This window comes from Paenibacillus sp. FSL W7-1332 (assembly GCF_037969785.1).
GTDB lineage: Bacteria > Bacillota > Bacilli > Paenibacillales > Paenibacillaceae > Paenibacillus_AQ.
This window is the reverse complement of sequence record NZ_CP150209.1, coordinates 4,527,316-4,546,355: the sequence shown is the minus strand read 5'-3', so window position 1 is coordinate 4,546,355 and position 19,040 is coordinate 4,527,316. Positions and strand designations below refer to the sequence as shown.

The following is a 19,040-nucleotide window of genomic DNA, read 5'->3' as shown; positions in this document are numbered from 1 at the left end:
TTTACTAGAAGGCTAGCTGATTTCCGGGACTTGCGTATCATTTATCAGATTTTACATAAAGTGGTTTAAAAAACGAAGGGAATATGCAATTATTGATCTTAGGAGGTGACGTGCTAAATGGATCTCTCAAGGGAATAGCCTAAATCTGATAGAGTGAGGGATTTGATATTGAAAGCGCTTTAATTAAAATTTGGAGATCCCATGGAGACCTGGAGAATTGGGAAACTGAATTGATTGTTCAAAAAATCATTTCTAGGAGGTTTTCCATTGTCTAAGATCGTCCTGAATCGATGTATATCCTGCTTCTTGATCCTCTGTATCGTGTTGACGGCCTCGTTTACCGGTTTCGCAGGACAGGCTTCAGCCCAGTCATCCACCGCGTCTACCAACGTGCCTGAACTCCTGATCACCGAGCTTGTTCCTGATTCCACGAATGTAGGAACCGCCGACGGATATGAATTTATTGAAGTATATAACAATACCGATCAAGACATCGATTTCAGCCATTACAAAATTCGTTATCGTTACTTGGAGAGTGATACCCTTTGGGCTCATGTACCCGATGAGGTGAAGATTCCATCCAGAGGCACGCTGGTGTTCTGGATCATTAATGCTCAGAACAGCAAATCCACGATTGCTGATTTTAATAAAAACTACGGCACCAACCTGATTGAAAACACCGATGTTGTCAAAATATTCTCAGGCGGCATGTCCAATTCACGCATGCGGGAGCTCGTGGTTGTAACAAATACCGGCCGTCCGATCGTGTCCGCATTTTACAATGACGGGGAGGTTCATAACAAAGCCGATCAGGGGATTTTCTATAAGTATCCCGAAGATGGCAGCCTGAAGATGCAGCGGATCTCCCAGCTGGAGCATAAGGCTACGCCGGGTTCGCTGCAGCATTCCGAGGTGCCTGCGGAGCCGGTACATATTGATGTGACCAAGGAACCGGCGGTCACCAACCGGACGACAACGACCAATGTGGAGCCGGGCGAAAATCTGGAGATTACGGCAGAAGCGCACGATGATCGTATGGTTACTTCACTTGCGCTATCTTATCGTGTCGATGGACAGAACGATTACAAGGTTGTACAGCTTCAGGAAGGGAAGCAAGGCCTTCGTCATACGATTTCTTATCTGGAGCTGCTGGGACACAACAAGCTGGAGTACTTTTTCACGGTATCCAATACCTTTAAGAAAGTAGAGAGTCCTAAATATGAAGTCGACCTCACGGGGAACGGGGCCAGCGCCAGCCTGAATGTTGACGATCAACAGACCGTCACCGGGATAACGTATATTCGGGGTGCGGCAGACGGGGCAGAGCCTGCGGATCTCGAGCTTCATATCGACGGGCAGCCGGTTCAAGGTTCAGCTGTTATGGAGCATTCCGCTTATTTTGTTTTTGAAGGCGATGGTATTGACGATGGGATCAACACGGTGACCGTAGGCAAGAACGTTCTGTTCAAGACCGAGCCGAATATTGACGGTTATCAAACCATCGTTGTCCCCGTCGAACCGCAATGGCTGACAAGCGGCACAAACGAAATTACCCTGCGGGCCGGCGATAATGAGAAGACCTATTTCGAGGATGACAAGCCGACGGGGAATATGGATGATTTTAATGTCCGCAACGTACGGCTGTTGTTAGGAGACGGAACAGAAATCCGGGATCCGCAATTTAGCGATCCTGCGCTTATTCATGACCTAGGGGACGATGGACGGTTTCTGCCATTTGTAACGTTTCAATTTGATATTTCTGCCGATAAGGTAAAAGCCCTCTCTTACGCATGGGATACCACGACGGTTACAGACGGGCAGCACAAGGTTGATTTGCATGTAAAGGGTAAGTCTGAAGCAATGGCCAACATTCAGGTAGATAACAATGGACCCGAAATTAACGTGACTGTTGAAGAGGGCAAGAGCTATAAGGGAAGCATTCCCATTGATGTGACTTCACAGGATAGCGTATCCGGCGTTGAACAGGTGGAGGTACTGCTAGATGGTCGAGCCATCCAGGTGCCATACGATACTTCATCGTCCGAGCTTGAACCAGGCGTCCATAAGCTGGACATTCGGGCAGTGGACAAGATTGGCAACATCTCGGAACGTACGGTAACGTTTAACACCGCACCGGAGCATCCGAATGCACCCGAATTGGTCTCACCAGCAGATATGGAGAGCGGAACCGGGTTATCGCCGGAGCTTAAGGTTCAAGTCAGCGATCCATCGGATGACGAGCTTGAGGTCTCCTTCCACCAGGCATATCCGTATCATGCATTAAGTGGCGATCGGGTAAAGTTATCCAAGAACGCCTCGGATGAAGAGCCTCCTAAGGATAGGTTCCCGGCTGGCGAAACCGCGCTGACCGAAGAGGAATTGAAGCTGGTAGCTGAATCCAACGATCAATATGTCACGGTGGATTCCACGTCCCAGTTCCCTTATATCCGGTTTGAGGTAGAGCTGGAGCATGCCGTGGAGTCGGGTGACCGCGTTGAAGTTACTTGGGAAGGACATACGGTGTCGGGCCGCAAGGTCACGATGTATGCGTGGAACCACAACCTGAACAAGTGGACGGAGATCACCAAACATATTGCCCAGTCTGAAGATGATTTTACCCTTCGAGGCGAACTGTCGGCAGCAGACTACGTACAAAACAGCAAAGTGGATGTCATTGTACAGGATGAAATTCCATCCCGTGGGGATTATGATTACACTTTTGTATGGGTATCGGATACCCAGTTCTTAACGGAGCTGTACCCGCATATTCAGCAGGAGCAATTCAAATGGATTGTCGATTCCATCGATGATATGAACATCAAATATTTGTTCCATACCGGTGATATCGTGAACGACCCGACAGCTGAGTATCAATGGAAACGTGCCGATGATTACATGAAGATGCTGGAGGATGCAAATCTGCCGCATGGCGTGCTCGCCGGAAATCATGATGTGGGAAGCTACGATTGGGACTACACGACCTACAGTCAATATTTCGGGGAGAACCGTTACAAGAATCAGCCATATTACGGAGGTTCCTACAAGGACAATCGCGGACATTATGACCTTGTATCCGTTGAAGGCAACGACTTTATCATGATGTATATGGGATGGGGCGTTGAAGACGAGGACATAAAGTGGATGAACGAGGTTCTCGCAGAATATCCGGACCGTATCGCATTTCTGAATTTCCACGATTACATGCTCGCGAACGGAACTCGTTCCGGTATAGGCAACAAATTGTACAAGGAAGTTGTCGTACCGAATCCCAACGTGGTTGCCGTTCTAAGCGGCCATTACACGGGAGCCAGTCTGCTTAAAAATGAATTGGATGATAATGGTGACGGTACTGCGGACAGAACCGTATATCAGATGCTGGCAGACTATCAAGGACATGCCGATGGCGGGAGTGGTTACTTGAGACTGCTGCATTTTGATAAGGATAGCAATCAGATTTACGTGAATACGTACTCTCCTTATCTGGACAAGTACAATTATTATACGAATGGCTCGGATGAGTTCAAGATGAATCTGGATCTTGAACCGAAATTAAAGCGGGTAGCAACGGATTCGATCCAAGTGAATCATCTGAGAGGAGAGTCCATCGGTACGCCGCAGAACGTAGCTAGCGGCACTGAGGTTGTTCAGCAATGGGCAGGACTGCAATCCGATGGAACTTATTCGTGGTATGTCGTCGCACAAGACAAATTCGGGGGGAGAACCCTTTCGGATGTGTGGACATTCACGACAGATGGAGGGAATCCAGGCGCTCCGACCAACCTGAAAGCACTGAATGTGACATCGTCAACGGTTCAAATCGGTTGGGATCCCGTGAGCAGTCCAGACCAACAAGCGATGAATTATAATGTATATCAGGACGGAGAGCGCGTAGCAACGGTCACGGATAGCGTATATGAAGCGACGGGGCTGACCCCGGACACGCTGTATGAATTCAAAGTAACCGCCGTGGACAAGCAAGGCACGGAATCGGCTCCGAGTGAGATATTAACGGTCGTCACTCAAGCCGTAGACATTCCGGGAGCGCCAGTGTGGACAGCCGGGGAGCTTGAATTTTCGAACATCACATCAGACGCTGTATCCATGAGCTGGCCGGAAGCGACCGCAGATGATGGCGTGGATGGATATCGTGTATATCTGAAAGGGCAGAGTGAACCGGTTGTTACCGTGACAAATGATGTGTATTCGCATACCGCTTCCGGTTTGGTTCCTGACACCCGATATCATTTTACCGTGAAAGCCTATAACGCTGCGGGAGAGAGCGCCGGACTTCATAAGTCGGTTACAACGCCGGCAGCAGCAGTAGACAAGAGCGAGTTAATCGGATTAATCGCATCGGCACAGCAAAGGCTTGACGAAACAAAGGAAGGCACATCGCCGGGGCAGTATCCGGCAGAAGCAAGGTCTGCACTCCGTGCTGCCATTGAAAGAGCCAGCGCCATAGCGCAGCAGGATCAGGCAACAGCCAAGGAAGTACAAGCTGCGATCAGCGCTCTGCAAGCCGCGATCCGTACCTATAACGCTTCGGTGGTACCTTCAACGGAGAACCCGCCATCATCGGGATCAGAGTCGGGATCGGGATCCTCTGGAGGCCACGTATTATCTGGAGACAACCGTTTAAAAGGACTCGAAGTGATCATCGGCGGCAAAGAAGCGGAACTCACCCCTGCATTTAATGAGAATACGACAGAGTACCGACTTGAGACGGAAGCCGAATCCGTGCAGCTCCGTGTGGATGCGGCGCATAACAAGGCAACAGTCCTTCTGGGTGAAGAATCCCTGAAGAAGGATCAGGTTATCGAGCTGAAGGAAGGGGATAACCTGTTGAAGCTGGTGATTCGGGCTGAGAACGGAACGACCCGAACTTACCAGTTAACCATTCATCGTAAGGCGAAGCCGGGGACCGAAGAACCGAAGCCGGAGCCAAAGCCAGTGATGTTAACCGACATCGCGGGACATTGGGCTTCGTCGGCGATAGAGGAAGCCGTTCAGCTCGGTATCGTTGACGGCTATCCGGATCATACCTTTAAGCCGGACCGGCAAGTAACACGCGCTGAATTTATGGTGATGATGTTCAAAGCATTGAATGGACAAGGGGATGCTGGGAAGCTGAATTTCAAAGACAGTTCCCTCATCGGAACCTGGGCGCTTAAAGCGATTCAATGGGCTTTATCCGAAGGTATTGTGAAGGGATATCAAGATGGCACATTCAGACCGAATCAACCTGTCAACCGTTCTGAAATGGCGGTCCTGATCACACGTTATTTGGGCCTTTCCTTACCAGAAGCAGAAACGGAATTCCTTGATCAGAAAGCCATTCCGGCTTGGGCAGAGAAGGAAATCGCTGCCGCCACCGCGGCTGGCATCGTGAATGGGCGCTTAGGTAACCGGTTCGCCCCACGGGAATCCGCGACCCGGGCGGAAGCCGTCATGATGATTCTTCGTATGCTGGATATCATGGAGAAGAAGTAAGAAATAAGAACGGAAGAGAGGCTGACACTAGAGCTGGAGCTTTAGTGTCAGCCTTTTTCGGGTGGATGTCTAAGGAAGATTCATATTATGGGTATGGAGCAGTCAATAAGTGGGCCAGCCCTGGGAATCCCAGTTCAAATCATTGATGAGCAGCTTCGGCGTGCCGTTATCGGTTGCGTCATACGCATGTCTAATAATGAGGTTATTATAGACATCCTGATGTCCGGGACCTTTCCACACTGCATTCCCGCTGTCCATAATCGTGCCGCCGCCATTCAACATGCTGGTACCGTTCTTGTCCACGTATGGACCTGTTATGCTGGTGGAACGGCCGTAAGCGATTTTGTAGGTGCTGTTGACCCCTTGGCAGCAGGAATCGAAGGAGGCGAACAGATAATAGTAACCGTTTCTATATACGATGGTAGGCGCTTCAACGGCACCTCCGTTGTTCGGGCGTGAGGCAATGGAATACAGGTTTCCGGTCGGTTTCATTGTATTTGCATCAAGCCTGGTCAGCTTGAGTCCGCTCCAGAATGAGCCGTAGGCCAGCCACGGATTGCCGTCCTTATCGATTGTCAGCGTCGGATCAATCGCATTGTAATTATTGGAGGAGGTCGTACGCGTGACGAGACCGTCATCTCGCCAATTGCCGGAGGAGATGCTGGTCGTGGAAGCCAGGCCGATAGCGGATGTGTTGGAGCCGAAGGAGGAGATCGAATAATAGAGCCAGTAGCGGCCGTTGAAATATTCAATATCGGGCGCCCATAGATCGTTGGTGCTTTGGTTTGGTACATAGGTTTTCCACCAGGACAGCGGGGAAGCAAATACCTGGTTCGATCTGGACCAGTTCGTGCCGTTGGTCGATTTCAGCAGTTGGATGCCCTGACCGGTAGAGAAAGTGTACCATGTGTTTCCTTCCTTGATGATGGTTGGGTCATGTACAACAATATCGCCGCTCAGGTTCCAGAATGCACCAAAAGCGGACTGCGTGCCTGCTGTGCATAAACTGATGGCAAGCAAAAGCGAGATAAGCCATTTCCCTTTTTGTTTCATCATTGTTCTCTTCCCTTCATTGTGAAATGGGCATTGCTAATCCGTGCAGCGCCTATCTTTTCCCGGATCACCTCCAACATCTTGCGATATTAATTCATAATTATGTGAAATGTTTTATGTTATATTAAATTATAAAAGCGCTTCCAATATAAGTAAAGTAAAAAAAATCGACTTCGTTTATTTCTTTTTAAATCAGCACAAAGAGTTACGGATATTAGTAAAGCCCCGCGAATTCCCGCAGGGCTTTGTTTCAAGTATACAGCTGTGAATCTGAACACGGATCTAGAGTGTAGTTAAACCCATCGTCCACCGCGAAATACAGGTTCAATCGTGCCGTCAGCCAGCACGCCATCAATGTCCAGCTCGGCCGATCCGATCATGAAATCAACATGCGTCAGACTGACATTGGCTCCGCGAGCTATAAGTTCTTCCTTGCTCATTTTGGTACCGCCCTCGATATTGACAGGGTAGGCGCTGCCCAGCGCAAAATGGCACGATGCATTCTCATCGATACCGGTGTTATAGAAGACACGGTTCAGCTGGGAAATTGGCGAATCATGCGGTACGAGTGCCATTTCTCCCAGATAAGACGCGCCTTCGTCCGTTTCCAGCAGTGTTGTGAGATGCTCCCGCCCGGATTCGGCTTCATACTCGACAACCTTGCCGTCCTTGAACGTGAGCTTCATGCCCTCCACCAGGCGGCCGTTTAGATTAAGCGGCAGCGTACTCGTTACGGTTCCGTTCACGCCTGTACGGTGAGGCATCGTGTAGATTTCTTCGGTCGGCATGTTCGCCACGAAATATACGCCGGCTTCATTCTCGTCGCCGCCGCCGAGCCAGAGATACCCTTCCGGCATGTCCACGCGCAGATCCGTTCCAGGCGCACGATAGTGGAAGCCTTTATAGCGTTTGGCATTCATGTGGTTCTGGCGCAGTTTCAGCTGAGCTATATGATCCCGCCAAGCGGCAACCGGATCTTCGCTGCCCACCCGGTTCATCTGGAATACCGCATCCCACATGGCTTGAATCCGATCCTCTTCGGGAAGATCCGCGAATACCTTATCGGCCCAGGCACGGGTAGGGGCTTTAATGAGCGACCAGCTGATTTTATTGTTGCGCACGTAAACCTGGTATTTCTCGTTGGCTACGGCAGCGGCTTTTACGGCTGTAGATACTTTGGTCGAATCAATGCCGCGGAACAGCTCCGGATCCGGGACTTTAATGCGCAGAATGGCTCCTCCGCCTTCGGCTAGCTGCTGCATGGCGTCGGCCTGCCACTGCGGATAATAACCGAAGGAGTCAGCGGGTGCTTTCTCGTAGCGAATGCGGGTGATTCTCTCATCTTCCCAGTCGACTTGCACATATTTGGCACCTGCATCGTATGCCTTGGCCACGATGCGGCGTGTCAACTCTACGGTTTCGATTGGAGCATTGACGATCAGCACTTGGCCTGGCTGAATGTTTACGCCTACCTTAACGACCAGCTCCGCGTATTTCTCCAAATTTTTCTCGAAATTGTCCATATGTAGATTTCCTCCATTTCAGATGTACACCTTTATTTTAACACGTTAAGGAGGTATGCAGATAACGGATCTCATCATCGAAAAGAACGGCCCCGAGCATCATGACGCTCGGGGCCGCGTATGTCGTTAGACGGGGACCTGGTTCTTTTTCTTCATCGTAAGGGAAATTTGCCGCTCAAGCAGCCTTTTCAACTCATGGAGAGCAGCGATCTGACCATCCACATGACTTAACTTCTCTTGGTAAATGGACAGCATTTCCTCGCAGTACTCGTAATCATCTGGAGAAGAGATTTCCCCTTTGAATAAAGCTCTGATTTGATCCGTCGTTAATCCCAGCTTCAAATACAATTGAATCATTTTAACCCGCTCGATGGCAGATCTGTCGAAATGACGGTAATCGTTCTCAAGCCTGTGGGCTTCAAGCAGGCCTTTTTGTTCATAATGCCGGATGGAGCGTGCACTGACCTGACTGATTTGCGATAATTCACTGATCTTCATTCCACATGAACCTCCTTCATGAGTTGGATATCCCGATTATACGCTACCAGGGATGAGTGCATAAAGTCTCTGGGCTGTATTTATATGTATTTTGAAAAAAAGAGGAATCGGGGATAAAAGTGTGACAGTCACCTGTCATACTTTCTGAATTACAATGACGACAGTAAAGAAGAAGGAAACCTACTTAGAAGGAGTGTATGAGAACTTGAAGACACAATCAACCAACAAATTACCCATCGTGCTTGCCGGCCTGCTGCTCGGCATATTAATGGCCTCCATGGACAATACGATCGTAGCGACCGCTATGGGGAATATCGTCGGGGAGCTAGGAGGACTTGATCATTTTGTATGGGTGACCTCCGCTTATATGGTCGCTGAGCTTGCGGGAATGCCGATCTTCGGCAAGCTGTCCGACATGTATGGGCGCAAAAAGTTTTTTGTATTCGGGATGATTGTATTTATGCTGGGTTCCGTGATGTGCGGTACGGCGAACTCCATTACGGAACTGGCGCTATATCGTGCCGTGCAAGGTATTGGTGGCGGTGCGCTCATCCCGATTGCATTCGCGATTATGTTCGATACGGTTCCCCTCGAAAAGCGGGGTAAGCTTACCGGGTTATTCGGAGCCGTGTTCGGATTATCCAGCATATTCGGACCGCTCGCAGGTGCGTATATTACCGATCAGATTACATGGCAGTGGATATTCTATATTAATTTGCCAATCGGCATCGTGGCTTTCATGATGGTAACGCTGTTCTATAAAGAATCGCATGAACGCTCCAAACAGCCGATTGATTGGATGGGCGCCACTACGCTCCTGACAGGCGTGATCTGTTTCATGTTTGCTTTAGAGCTTGGCGGCAAGCAGTTGGCGTGGAATTCCTGGATTATCCTGACGTTGTTTGCTGCGGCGTTTGTCATGCTGGTCCTCTTCGTGCTTGCGGAGAGAAGGGCGGAAGAACCGATCATTTCGTTTCGTTTGTTCAAGAATAAACTCTATACCTCCAGTGTGCTGTGCGGCTTATTCAGCGGAGGATCCTTCATCGTGGCTTCCGTGTATATTCCAATCTTCATTCAAGGCGTCCTTGGCGGAAGCGCAACGAACTCGGGGCTCGTCCTGCTGCCAATGATGGTGGGTTCGGTCATCACGGCTACGGTGAGCGGTTTTCTGATGAGTAAAATATCGTATCGTAACATCATGATCCCGACGCTTGTCCTGTTCACGGGAGGGATGGTGCTTGCTTCGACACTAACGGCGGAATCCAGCAGGTTCATCGTAACCCTGTACATGGTGCTGATCGGGCTTGGCATCGGCGGCTCGTTCTCCGTGCTGAGTACTGCCGTGATGCATGGTTTATCCTATAAGCAGCGTGGAATGGCGAGTTCTACCTTTAACTTTACGCGGTCGCTTGGGATGACGATTGGGATTACGGTGTTCGGGTTGATACAGAGCCGATCCTTTGCCGGTTCCTTATCCTCGGGATCGAGCGTGATGAACACCGAGTCGCTGCCTGAAGGATTCGATCTCAAGGACCCTCACATCTTATTGGCGCCGGAGACGAGGTCGCTGATTCCGGCCGAGCTGCTCAAGCCGATCTCGGACTCACTTGCTTCCTCCATTACGGCTACGTTTGCTTGGGCTATCGTTCCTGCAGCGTTAGCGCTTGCGGCAGCAACGGTAATGGGGCGCAAAAAGTTGGATGAAACAGCGGAGTTAAAGCGGGAGACGGTCGTTGGTTCAGAAGAGGAGAGTGAAACTCCGGACCATGAGAAGCTGGCGATGGTGCCGTAATGGTTTCGGTATGGCGGTATGATCTGGGGTAAAATAAAAGGCTGCTTTTAACAAATAAGAGGGTATCCCAATAGATCTAAGATCTTTTGGGATACCCTTTTGCCGTTAACTCTTAATGGCACCTGCTGCAATGTCGGAAATGAATTGCTTGCTGATGAACAGGAACAAAACGATCAGCGGAATGACGGCGAGCAGCGTACCGGCAATGACCATCGAATAGTCGGTCGTGTATATTCCGTTCAATGAGGAAAGCGCAACCTGCAGGGTGAATTTGTTCTCATCATTTAGAATAATTAGCGGCCACAGGTAGTCATTCCATACGCCGATGAACGTGAAGGCAGCCAGGAACGATAGGGCGGGACGCAGAATCGGCAGCGATATATTCCAGTAGAGGCGGAAGAATCCGCAGCCGTCGATTTTGCCAGCATCCAGCAGCTCCGAGGGCACCGACTCCTGTGCATATTGCCTGATCCAGAAGATCCCGAAGGCGTTTACCATTCCGGGAATGATCAGCGCCTTATAAGTTCCTACCCATCCGAACTCTGCCATAATGACAAAGGAGGGTACCAGGGACAGCTGGGCCGGCGCCATCATGGTAGCCAGCAGCAGCACAAACAGCCATTTTTTGCCCGGGAAATGGAATTTGGCGAACGTGAATCCGGCCAGGGAATCAAAGAATAAGACTAACAGCGTACAAGCGGAAGCCACGAACAGAGTATTCCAGAAGGCGCCGAAGAAATCAATGCTGCTCAGCACCCTCGACACGTTATCAAGCAAGTGAGGACCGAACCATAGTTTCGGAGGAAAGCTGTAAATATCCGAAGTGGTTCGGGTTGCCATGACAAGCAGCCAATAGAAGGGGAAAATCGACAGCAGCAGTCCGGCGATTAACCCGATGTGAAGGAATATGGATTTCCATTTGAACATACGATTCACCCCCATTTCAGTCATTGGACGGACTGCCCTGCACCATTTTCCAGTTCACGATGGAAAAGATCGCTATGAGCAGGAACATTCCCCAGCCGACGGCAGCGCCATATCCGAAATAGTTATTCACGAAGGCTTCACGGTACAGGTAGAGGACGATGGTCATACCGCCGCCGCTGACGCCACCATCATTGCCAACAAGCACCTGCGGTTCGGTGAAGATCTGCATGCCGCCGATGGTCGAGGTAATGACCGTGAAGAGAATGATGGGCCTAAGATTGGGAATGGTGATTTTGAAAAAGGATTGAATGCCGGAGGCTCCGTCGATCTTGGCTGCTTCGTACAGGACGGTCGGGATGCTCTGAAGCCCGGCAAGATAGATAATGGCGTTATACCCTGCCCATCTCCATATGACCATGACCGAAATGGCGAGCTGTATGCCCCATGTCTTATTCAACCACTCGATGGAGTTCAGGCCGAGCAGGGACAGCATATAGTTGAGAAGGCCGTAATTGTTCGAGAATACGGTGCCGAACACGATGGCAACCGCCACGAGTGAGGTGACGTTCGGCAGGAAATAGCCGATCCGGAAGAACGTGCGGAACCGGACAAATGATGCATTAAGCAGGAAGGCAACGACCAGCGCGATAAACAGCATCGGTATCGTGGAGTAAATCCAGATGAGCAGCGTGTTGCCGACGGCTCTCCAGAATTCCGGATCGGTGAGCATGAATTGGTAGTTGCCCAGCCCGTTATAGGTCATCTCCCCGATGCCGTCCCATTTCTGAAAGGACAGGAACATCGAGAAGGCAATCGGGAAAAGGCCGAATATGGCAAATAGAATGTAAAATGGGGAGATCGCCAAATATTCTTTGCGGTGTTTCCATATCTGTGCAGACAGTCGGTCTTGAGATTTCGGATGTTTAGGAACAGGCTTCTGTTCCACGGGCGTGCGATTCAGCATTGGATTATCCATCGTACTGTACCTCCTGTAGCGGTTGGTATTTAAGTACTCCTAACAATCGGAAAGCCATACCTCGCAAAACAAGAACCTTGGTCAGCGCAGCAGTTCTTTTTTGACTCTGGCCAGCGCGTCTGCCCAGGCTTTATCAGGATTTTTGCCCTGGAGCGCAACGGATGACAGCTCTCGATTGACAATGCCGTTTACATTAGCGAATTTACCACCGAAATAAGCAGGTTTGACGTTACGCGCAGATTCCGAGAACACCTCGCCAGTTGCCTGATTCCCGAAAAATTCCTCGGGCTCCTTCATCACGGGGGCATCCAGCGCGTCTTTGGCGGAAGGGAAGAGGTTGATCTTCTTAAAGGATTGAACCTGATTTTCCGGACTCTGAATATATTTCATCACTTCAAATGCTTCTTGCGGATATTTACTCGTCTTCATAATGGCCAGGAAGGAGCCGCCATTGTTGCCGTCCCCGCCAGGGGCGCGTGCTACTCTCCACTTGCCGCTGGTATCCGGCGCCGCCTGCATCAATATTTCCTTCATCCACACCGCACCGACAAAGGAAGCGACCCGTCCATTGTTCATGGCGGCATTCCATTCGGAGGAAGACGTATTGGCGTTGGCGCTTAGCTTCATCTGGGAAGCCTTCACCGCCGTATCCCACGCCGTTTTCATGGAGGACTCGGGAGTTTCGCCGATAAACGTATTGTCCTCGGCAAAATATATGCGTTCAGACTGAGCATTCATTTGCGTGTAAATGTTGGTGATGTTGTCGAGCATTTTCACTTTTTGATCAAAATGCTCCTGCAGCTTCTGCCCGGCTTCGAAGTATTGATCCCACGTGCCAAGCTGCGCGTGTACCTCTTCCGGTTCGGTTGGCAGCCCGGCTTCCCCGAACAAATCGGCCCTGTAATATAGGGCCGTTGGCCCCGTATCGATCGGAAGGGCAATCATGGTGCCTTCCGGGGTAACGCCAAGCTTCCATTTCCAATCCAGGAAATCCGGCTCAATATCCTTGGCGCCCAGCTCATACAGATCGTAGAAACGGTCCGAGCTCGTAAACAGCTCTGCCACCCAGTCGTTAAAAGCGACGATGTCCGGTCCACCGGAACCGGCCGCCAGCGTTGTCTTTAGCTTCGATTTGAAGTCGCCACCGATTTTTTGCGCATCGATTCGAATCCCCGGGAATTCCTTTTCAACAGACTTAATCAGCTCATCGTCCAGGCTTCGGTTCCAGTACCAGAGTGTAAGCGTTTTCGTTTTTTCAGTGGAAGCATTTCCCGTGCAACCACTGATGATCATAACAAGAATCAGTAACCCCAAGCTAACCATCCTGCGTGTATTCACTATCGTCAGCCTCCTAACGTGGTGAAGTCGGTGATGCTTAAATCTTATTCAGTTACCAAGCTCGCGTGAGTAAAATATATGATTACGTTAATAAACATTAGACTAAAAATCGAAACATTCCATATTAAGGAATAATAAATGGACAAACCGGGGGCCATATCACGGATCGATCAATTCTTTCCTAATATATCATTGCTTCCTCCTTCCAATAGGTTCGTTATGTCTTACTCAACGTTGATATCCCGCATCATCTGACCGAATGGGTTTGGTCGATAATGCGTAGAATCGGATGACCTCCTTTCTTTGACTTTCTTGTATAATAGCTTCAAACTATTCTCAGTATAAGTTAATATTGTATGGAAAATGAAGTGCTAGATTGGTAAATTCAAGGAATTGGGTGAGGTGAAAAGAGTGAATGACCCGCGTAAGCATCGCTTGATGATCAGCTTCTACCGTGAGCTTGGGGGACACGATCTCACCGGAAATCTTAGAAATGACGTGGTCCGCTTTCTGCAGAAACACCAATGCCCAAAAACAGCAGAGCATGTGCTTAAAGTGGGGGAGGAAGCCCGCAGAATTGCAATTCTCTATGGTGCCGATCCGAACGCTGCTGAATATGCCGGGTATCTGCATGATATTAGTGCCGTTTTTCCGAATCATGTCCGCATTCAAGTATCCCGTGAGATCGGTTTGGAAGTATTGCCCGAAGAAGAGTTATTTCCCATGATCGTCCATCAGAAAATATCGGCATATATGGCTGAGGATTTGTTCAAGATTACAGAACCGGAAATATTGAACGCTGTTGGTTGCCATACGACGTTGAGATCCAAGGCTTCTTTGCTAGACAAGGTACTGTTCGTCGCTGACAAATTGGAATGGGATCAAACGGGAATCCCCCCGTATTCAGAGGAGGTTACGGACCAGCTGCAAATCTCGCTGGATCATGCGGCATTCGAATATATTCAATACTTATGGAATCGACGTGAATTGCTGAAGGTAGTCCATCCCTGGCTTCGAGACGCATATGATGAATTAAGGGATTCACTAAGCCATAACCACAGCAATTCGAAATAAACGAAGCTTGGAGGCGGGTTCATTGACGCAAATTGCATTGATCTCCGACATTCACGGAAACATCCCTGCGCTGGAAGCCGTTCTGAAGGATATCAGACAGCGCAGAATCGAAACCATCTACTGCCTGGGCGACTTGATTGGCAAGGGCCCGCACGGAGATATCGCGGTTGATATGGTGAGAACCCATTGCCAGCATGTCATCAAGGGGAATTGGGACGACTTTATAGGTAAGGAAACCGATGATCCGGTCCTCCTATGGCATCAGCATAGACTCGGACGCGAGAGGCTTCAATATCTTGCCGATCTTCCGTATATCCTTGAGTTCATGATGAGCGGTAAATGGATCCGGTTGTTTCATGCATCGCCCCGCAGCGTGTACGAGCGAATACAACCATGGGATGGCCAGGAGAAGCTTGAAACCTTGTTTCACAGTTCCCCGCTGGGCGGGGATCCGAGAATCGCGGACGTTGCTGGTTACGGGGATATTCATAATGCATATCACCAGCATCTGGACGGGAGAACGCTATTTAATACCGGCAGCGTTGGCAATCCCCTTGAAATGCCTGAGGCCTCCTATGTCATTTTGGATGGAATCTATGACAGCGAAGATCCGGCTCCTCTCAACATTCAATTTATTCGCGTGCCTTACCCTATTGAACAAGCCGTACAGGATGCCCTGGAATCCGGCATGCCTTTCCCTGAAGAATATATTCTCGAGGTTAGAACAGGGCGGTATCAAGTAAGAAAAGATTAATGACGATATCGATTTCTGAAGAGCCGGTTATGCCGGCTCTTTTTTTAGAGATAAGAAAGTATAAACTTCCAAGGCGTAGCATCCTTATCTCGCAAGAAAAACTTCCGCTTAATGCAGTTTCCTTTATCATCCAATAAAGGATGAGGATGATTGAATAAATAGGAATGAGTGTTCTTAAATAGGTCTTAAGAAGGGTAGGGAGTCAGGCCCAGATTCGATATGATTAAAAGTAGTGGATAATTTTGCTGTGCATGACCGGCAGCGACTTGATTTAGGAGGGTATGAGTTTGGTTGAGATTACAGAGTCATGGATCGATTCGCAAGCACCGAATAGCGCGGCCATAAAGAATGGGCAGGGTCTTGTCAAAAAAGGACGGTTTCTGCAGCTCCATCATACGGTGGATCATGCCGTACTTTTTGGCACATGTGCTGGCAGCGGAAGTTCCGATTACCAGCCGTCCGCCGATTTTGCGGTACCGGAGAAGCCGGTTATGCGGTGTACTTGCCCGAGTCGGCAGTTTCCGTGCAAGCATGTGCTTGGTCTGCTCTATGCGTATGCAGGCGGAGCATCGTTTACACCCGCCGAGGTGCCGGGGGATTTGGCCGCCAAACGGGAGAAAGCGGAGAAGCGGGAAGAGCGTAAGCTCAAAGAAACAACCGAAGGGGCATCGCCCAAACCGAAGAAGGTCAACAAATCGGCATTAAAAAAGAAAATCAATGCGCAGCTGGAAGGCCTGGACGTATTAGAGAGGCTGATCCACTCGTTGATCCGGAACGGATTAGGAACATTGGATAAAAAGGAACAAAAGCGGATCCAGGAACATGTAAAGCAGATGGGCAACTATTATTTATCGGGTGCTCAGTCGGAACTTCGCCGCCTGGCGTTGGTGCTGTCAGACAAAGACCTGGAGAAAGCTTATACATATGCGGTGGGGCAGCTTGCTGTTATGAACGCAATCATTAAAAAAGGCAGACAATACCTGACTTCAAAACTTGAGGATCCGGATATGGCGCTGGACCATGAGTCGACGATTGAGGAATGGCTGGGGCACGCCTGGCAGCTGACGGAGCTGCACAGCTTCGGACTCGTAAGTGAAAAGGCGGAGTTGATACAGCTTTCCTTTCTGAGTTATGCCGACGATGCACGGCTGGAGCATGTGGATATCGGATACTGGATTCAGAAGGACAGCGGCGAAATTCACCGAACGATTCAGTACCGTCCCTATAAGGCCGCCAAGCTGATGCGTGAGGAAGACAGCTTTTTCGAAAAAGCCCGAGTCCCAGTGCTTTATCGTTATCCGGGGGATATGAACCGACGAGTCCGCTTTGAAGAGATGGCTTCAATTCCGTTGACAGCGGAGGATTTCGTTTGGATTCACGAATATGCGGCGAACTCTTATGCTGACGCAGTTAAAAAGGTGAAGAACCAGCTGAAAAATCCGCTGGCTGACAGCCATCCCGTGATGCTGTTACATGTTTCCCGGATCAGCCGGAACGACGAAGGTCAGTATGCCATCACGGATGAAGCCGGACAGTCGATTGCCCTTGGCGACGTATTTTTACAGTCGACGGTCCCGATGCTGCGGTATTTGCCGGAGGAGAAGCTGAGCGGCGTCTCCATGCTGGTTATGTTTGAGCACAGCCTGACGACGGGCCGACTCTTGGCGCAGCCGCTGACCCTTGTTACGAATAACGAAATCATCCGGCTGTTGTACTGAGCAGGGATAACGAAGGAGGAACGACCATGAGTACGGCATTACTGCAGGAGCTTAACCAGGAGGTTAGGCGTTTATATATTGCCGGCAGCGAACTCGCAGCCGGCGACTTTCGCCTCAAGAGGCTGCTGCCGCAGTTTCAGCAGCTGGGAGAGCGCGCTCCCGTGTTCAAGAGATTGGGTGAAGGGATCAGCGCTTTAATCGAACCGGAATCCGGGAAGGAGACTTCATCGGCTCAGCTGCTTCAGGATTTGAACCAGCTGCTGAGCTCCGTGCTGCATACACAAGGAACAACAGCCCCTGAAGGAGAGCTCCATCCGGTAGACCATCATTCGGTTTCACTGTCATCTAATTTATCCTTCCGCAAGCTTTCCGCTGTACAGACAGCGCTGACTACAACGGGCGGCGGCCGTTACGAGATCATAGAAGAAGCATGGAAGGAGGGCTTGTTCCGTGATTTCCGGCTGGTATACCTTTCGATTGAAGCGTTGAATGACCCTTATGTGGAGATTGGCGAGCTAGCGGCCAATGAGATCTTGCCGTCGTATGGATCTGAAATCATTCCATTTCTGATGGAAAGCTTTAATCCCGCGGGCGGAAAGTCGGAGTCGCGCAAGCTGAAGGTGATGGCCCAAACTGGCGGCAGGGAAATAGCGGAGCTGATCCGACAAGCAGCCGAGATCGGCAGCGACGAGGTGAGGTGCATGGCGATCAAATTGCTTGCCCGCTACGAAGAGTATGAAGCTGATCTAATGGAATGGAGTAAGAGTAAGAAGAAAGTCATCCGCGAAGCCGCATACGACGCGCTTGCAGAGAACGGTTCGGAGCAGGCTGTGGAGCGATTGTATGAAGCCGCTCAAGGAAAAGACCAAGAGCTGGTTAACCCTGCCCTTGGCAAATGCCGCTCCGCCTTGTTGACGGATTGGCTTGTACGAGACATGTCCGCCGAGCTTCAAGCGGTTTCCGAATTTCCGGATGACAAGTCAAAGCGGGAGGAGAGCTGGAGCAAGGTGAAGCGCTGCTTGTGGGCACTGCACGATAAACAAAGTTCTGCTCTCGAAGAGCTGTACCGGAACGTGCTTCAGCAGTATTCCTTATATATCAAGTCTTTGGGCTGGGCATACCTTATGAATGAAGCGGTCATTTACATGAATCGTGTAGATTCCGAGGAAGCCAGGGAACTGCTTCGCCAAAACGCGGAGAACGATTTGGAGCAATACAGACATAGCAGCTCATATGTCCGCGAGGTATTCCAAAAAGCCGCGCGCGTGCTGCCGCCGGACTGCGTATTTGAACAATACAAGGACGTTCTGCTGCAAGGCTTCGGCTCTTCGTCGCTTGGCAACGCGGCCAAGGAACGAAAAAGGCTTCTGGACACCCTGTCAGATATGGTTATCCATAGGCAGTATAAACCGTATGAGGAAGTTATGCCGTTTACGGGGAAGGAAAGTTACACGTATTACGTGGAAATGCTTCCGCAGGAGCAGCTGCAAGCAAGCTGGGATGACAGATGGCTTGAGCTGTTTATCGAGCAGGATGAGCTTGCGCTGGTAAGCGCGTTCGCCCGCCGGGGACATCACGAAGCCGAGTCGTATTTACTGGCGAAACTGAAGAACTCGCCGGAATTCCGCAACCGTTTTGCCAACTTGATCATTATGGGGCTTGTTCGCTCCGGCATGAAGGATGAGGCGTTATTTGAAGCGATCGTGGTCGCACTGGAGGATAAGCGCAATCAGGACTGCTACATGATTGAACCTTTTATATTCAAGCAGCTTTGCCGATTACCGGCAATGTATTATGATCGCGTTCTTGCGGTGCAAGGCAACTTTCGGGACAACGCCGAGGATCAGCTTCGTTACATCCTCCGGATGATGAAGGAGCAAGAAAATTAAAGGAGTGA

12 protein-coding genes are annotated in these 19,040 nt (G+C 50.0%); 6 read left to right on the top strand and 6 right to left on the bottom strand.

The window, feature by feature from the left end:
* The first annotated feature begins 267 nt into the window (after positions 1 to 267).
* Complete coding sequence (locus MKX98_RS20285; protein ID WP_339218079.1) at positions 268 to 5,490, top strand: S-layer homology domain-containing protein; 5,223 nt, start codon at positions 268 to 270, stop codon at positions 5,488 to 5,490.
* Between the two features lie 102 nt (positions 5,491 to 5,592).
* Here MKX98_RS20285 and MKX98_RS20280 read toward each other — a convergent pair whose 3' ends face one another.
* From MKX98_RS20280 to MKX98_RS20270, 3 genes are all read right to left on the bottom strand, one after another.
* Positions 5,593 to 6,546: a glycoside hydrolase family 43 protein gene (locus tag MKX98_RS20280; RefSeq protein WP_339218078.1), complete on the bottom strand. Its 954-nt coding sequence runs from the start codon at positions 6,544 to 6,546 to the stop codon at positions 5,593 to 5,595.
* A 290-nt stretch (positions 6,547 to 6,836) separates the two neighbouring features.
* Complete coding sequence (locus tag MKX98_RS20275; RefSeq protein WP_339218077.1) at positions 6,837 to 8,066, bottom strand: aminopeptidase; 1,230 nt, start codon at positions 8,064 to 8,066, stop codon at positions 6,837 to 6,839.
* A gap of 126 nt (positions 8,067 to 8,192) precedes the next feature.
* Positions 8,193 to 8,564, bottom strand: a complete 372-nt coding sequence (locus MKX98_RS20270; protein WP_194543336.1) for a MerR family transcriptional regulator — start codon at positions 8,562 to 8,564, stop codon at positions 8,193 to 8,195.
* Between the two features lie 205 nt (positions 8,565 to 8,769).
* On the opposite strand from MKX98_RS20270, the gene MKX98_RS20265 reads away from it, so the two are divergent.
* The gene (locus MKX98_RS20265; protein ID WP_339218076.1) at positions 8,770 to 10,356 is read left to right on the top strand and encodes an MDR family MFS transporter; all 1,587 of its coding nucleotides are present in this window, start codon (positions 8,770 to 8,772) and stop codon (positions 10,354 to 10,356) included.
* Between the two features lie 105 nt (positions 10,357 to 10,461).
* On the opposite strand, the gene MKX98_RS20260 is transcribed toward MKX98_RS20265, so the two are convergent.
* The 3 genes from MKX98_RS20260 to MKX98_RS20250 all read right to left on the bottom strand — a co-directional run bounded on the left by MKX98_RS20260 (position 10,462) and on the right by MKX98_RS20250 (position 13,597).
* Positions 10,462 to 11,283 carry a carbohydrate ABC transporter permease gene (locus tag MKX98_RS20260; RefSeq protein WP_113061135.1) on the bottom strand — a complete coding sequence of 274 codons (822 nt, stop codon included), beginning with the start codon at positions 11,281 to 11,283 and terminating at the stop codon, positions 10,462 to 10,464.
* Between the two features lie 16 nt (positions 11,284 to 11,299).
* Complete coding sequence (locus tag MKX98_RS20255) at positions 11,300 to 12,259, bottom strand: sugar ABC transporter permease (protein WP_071220399.1); 960 nt, start codon at positions 12,257 to 12,259, stop codon at positions 11,300 to 11,302.
* An 81-nt stretch (positions 12,260 to 12,340) separates the two neighbouring features.
* Positions 12,341 to 13,597 carry an extracellular solute-binding protein gene (locus MKX98_RS20250; protein WP_339218075.1) on the bottom strand — a complete coding sequence of 419 codons (1,257 nt, stop codon included), beginning with the start codon at positions 13,595 to 13,597 and terminating at the stop codon, positions 12,341 to 12,343.
* A 438-nt stretch (positions 13,598 to 14,035) separates the two neighbouring features.
* On the opposite strand from MKX98_RS20250, the gene yqeK reads away from it, so the two are divergent.
* The 4 genes from yqeK to MKX98_RS20230 all read left to right on the top strand — a co-directional run bounded on the left by yqeK (position 14,036) and on the right by MKX98_RS20230 (position 19,032).
* Positions 14,036 to 14,671: a bis(5'-nucleosyl)-tetraphosphatase (symmetrical) YqeK gene (gene yqeK, locus MKX98_RS20245; protein ID WP_339224533.1), complete on the top strand. Its 636-nt coding sequence runs from the start codon at positions 14,036 to 14,038 to the stop codon at positions 14,669 to 14,671.
* Between the two features lie 22 nt (positions 14,672 to 14,693).
* Entirely contained in the window at positions 14,694 to 15,425 is a 732-nt protein-coding gene (locus MKX98_RS20240; protein WP_339218074.1) for a metallophosphoesterase family protein, read from the top strand.
* Between the two features lie 287 nt (positions 15,426 to 15,712).
* Positions 15,713 to 17,143: an SWIM zinc finger family protein gene (locus tag MKX98_RS20235; protein ID WP_339218073.1), complete on the top strand. Its 1,431-nt coding sequence runs from the start codon at positions 15,713 to 15,715 to the stop codon at positions 17,141 to 17,143.
* 26 nt (positions 17,144 to 17,169) lie between these two features.
* On the top strand, positions 17,170 to 19,032 hold the full coding sequence (locus MKX98_RS20230) for a HEAT repeat domain-containing protein (RefSeq protein WP_339218072.1): 1,863 nt from the start codon (positions 17,170 to 17,172) through the stop codon (positions 19,030 to 19,032).
* The last annotated feature ends 8 nt before the right edge of the window (positions 19,033 to 19,040 follow it).

Bases quoted from the DNA above. Each gene is read 5' to 3' on its own strand.
- MKX98_RS20260 (WP_113061135.1), bottom strand. From the start codon at position 11,283: ATGTTCAAATGGAAATCCATATTCCTTCACATCGGGTTAATCGCCGGA.
- yqeK (WP_339224533.1), top strand. From the start codon at position 14,036: ATGATCAGCTTCTACCGTGAGCTTGGGGGACACGATCTCACCGGAAAT.
- MKX98_RS20270 (WP_194543336.1), bottom strand. From the start codon at position 8,564: ATGAAGATCAGTGAATTATCGCAAATCAGTCAGGTCAGTGCACGCTCC.
- MKX98_RS20230 (WP_339218072.1), top strand. From the start codon at position 17,170: ATGAGTACGGCATTACTGCAGGAGCTTAACCAGGAGGTTAGGCGTTTA.
- MKX98_RS20280 (WP_339218078.1), bottom strand. From the start codon at position 6,546: ATGATGAAACAAAAAGGGAAATGGCTTATCTCGCTTTTGCTTGCCATC.
- MKX98_RS20255 (WP_071220399.1), bottom strand. From the start codon at position 12,259: ATGGATAATCCAATGCTGAATCGCACGCCCGTGGAACAGAAGCCTGTT.
- MKX98_RS20275 (WP_339218077.1), bottom strand. From the start codon at position 8,066: ATGGACAATTTCGAGAAAAATTTGGAGAAATACGCGGAGCTGGTCGTT.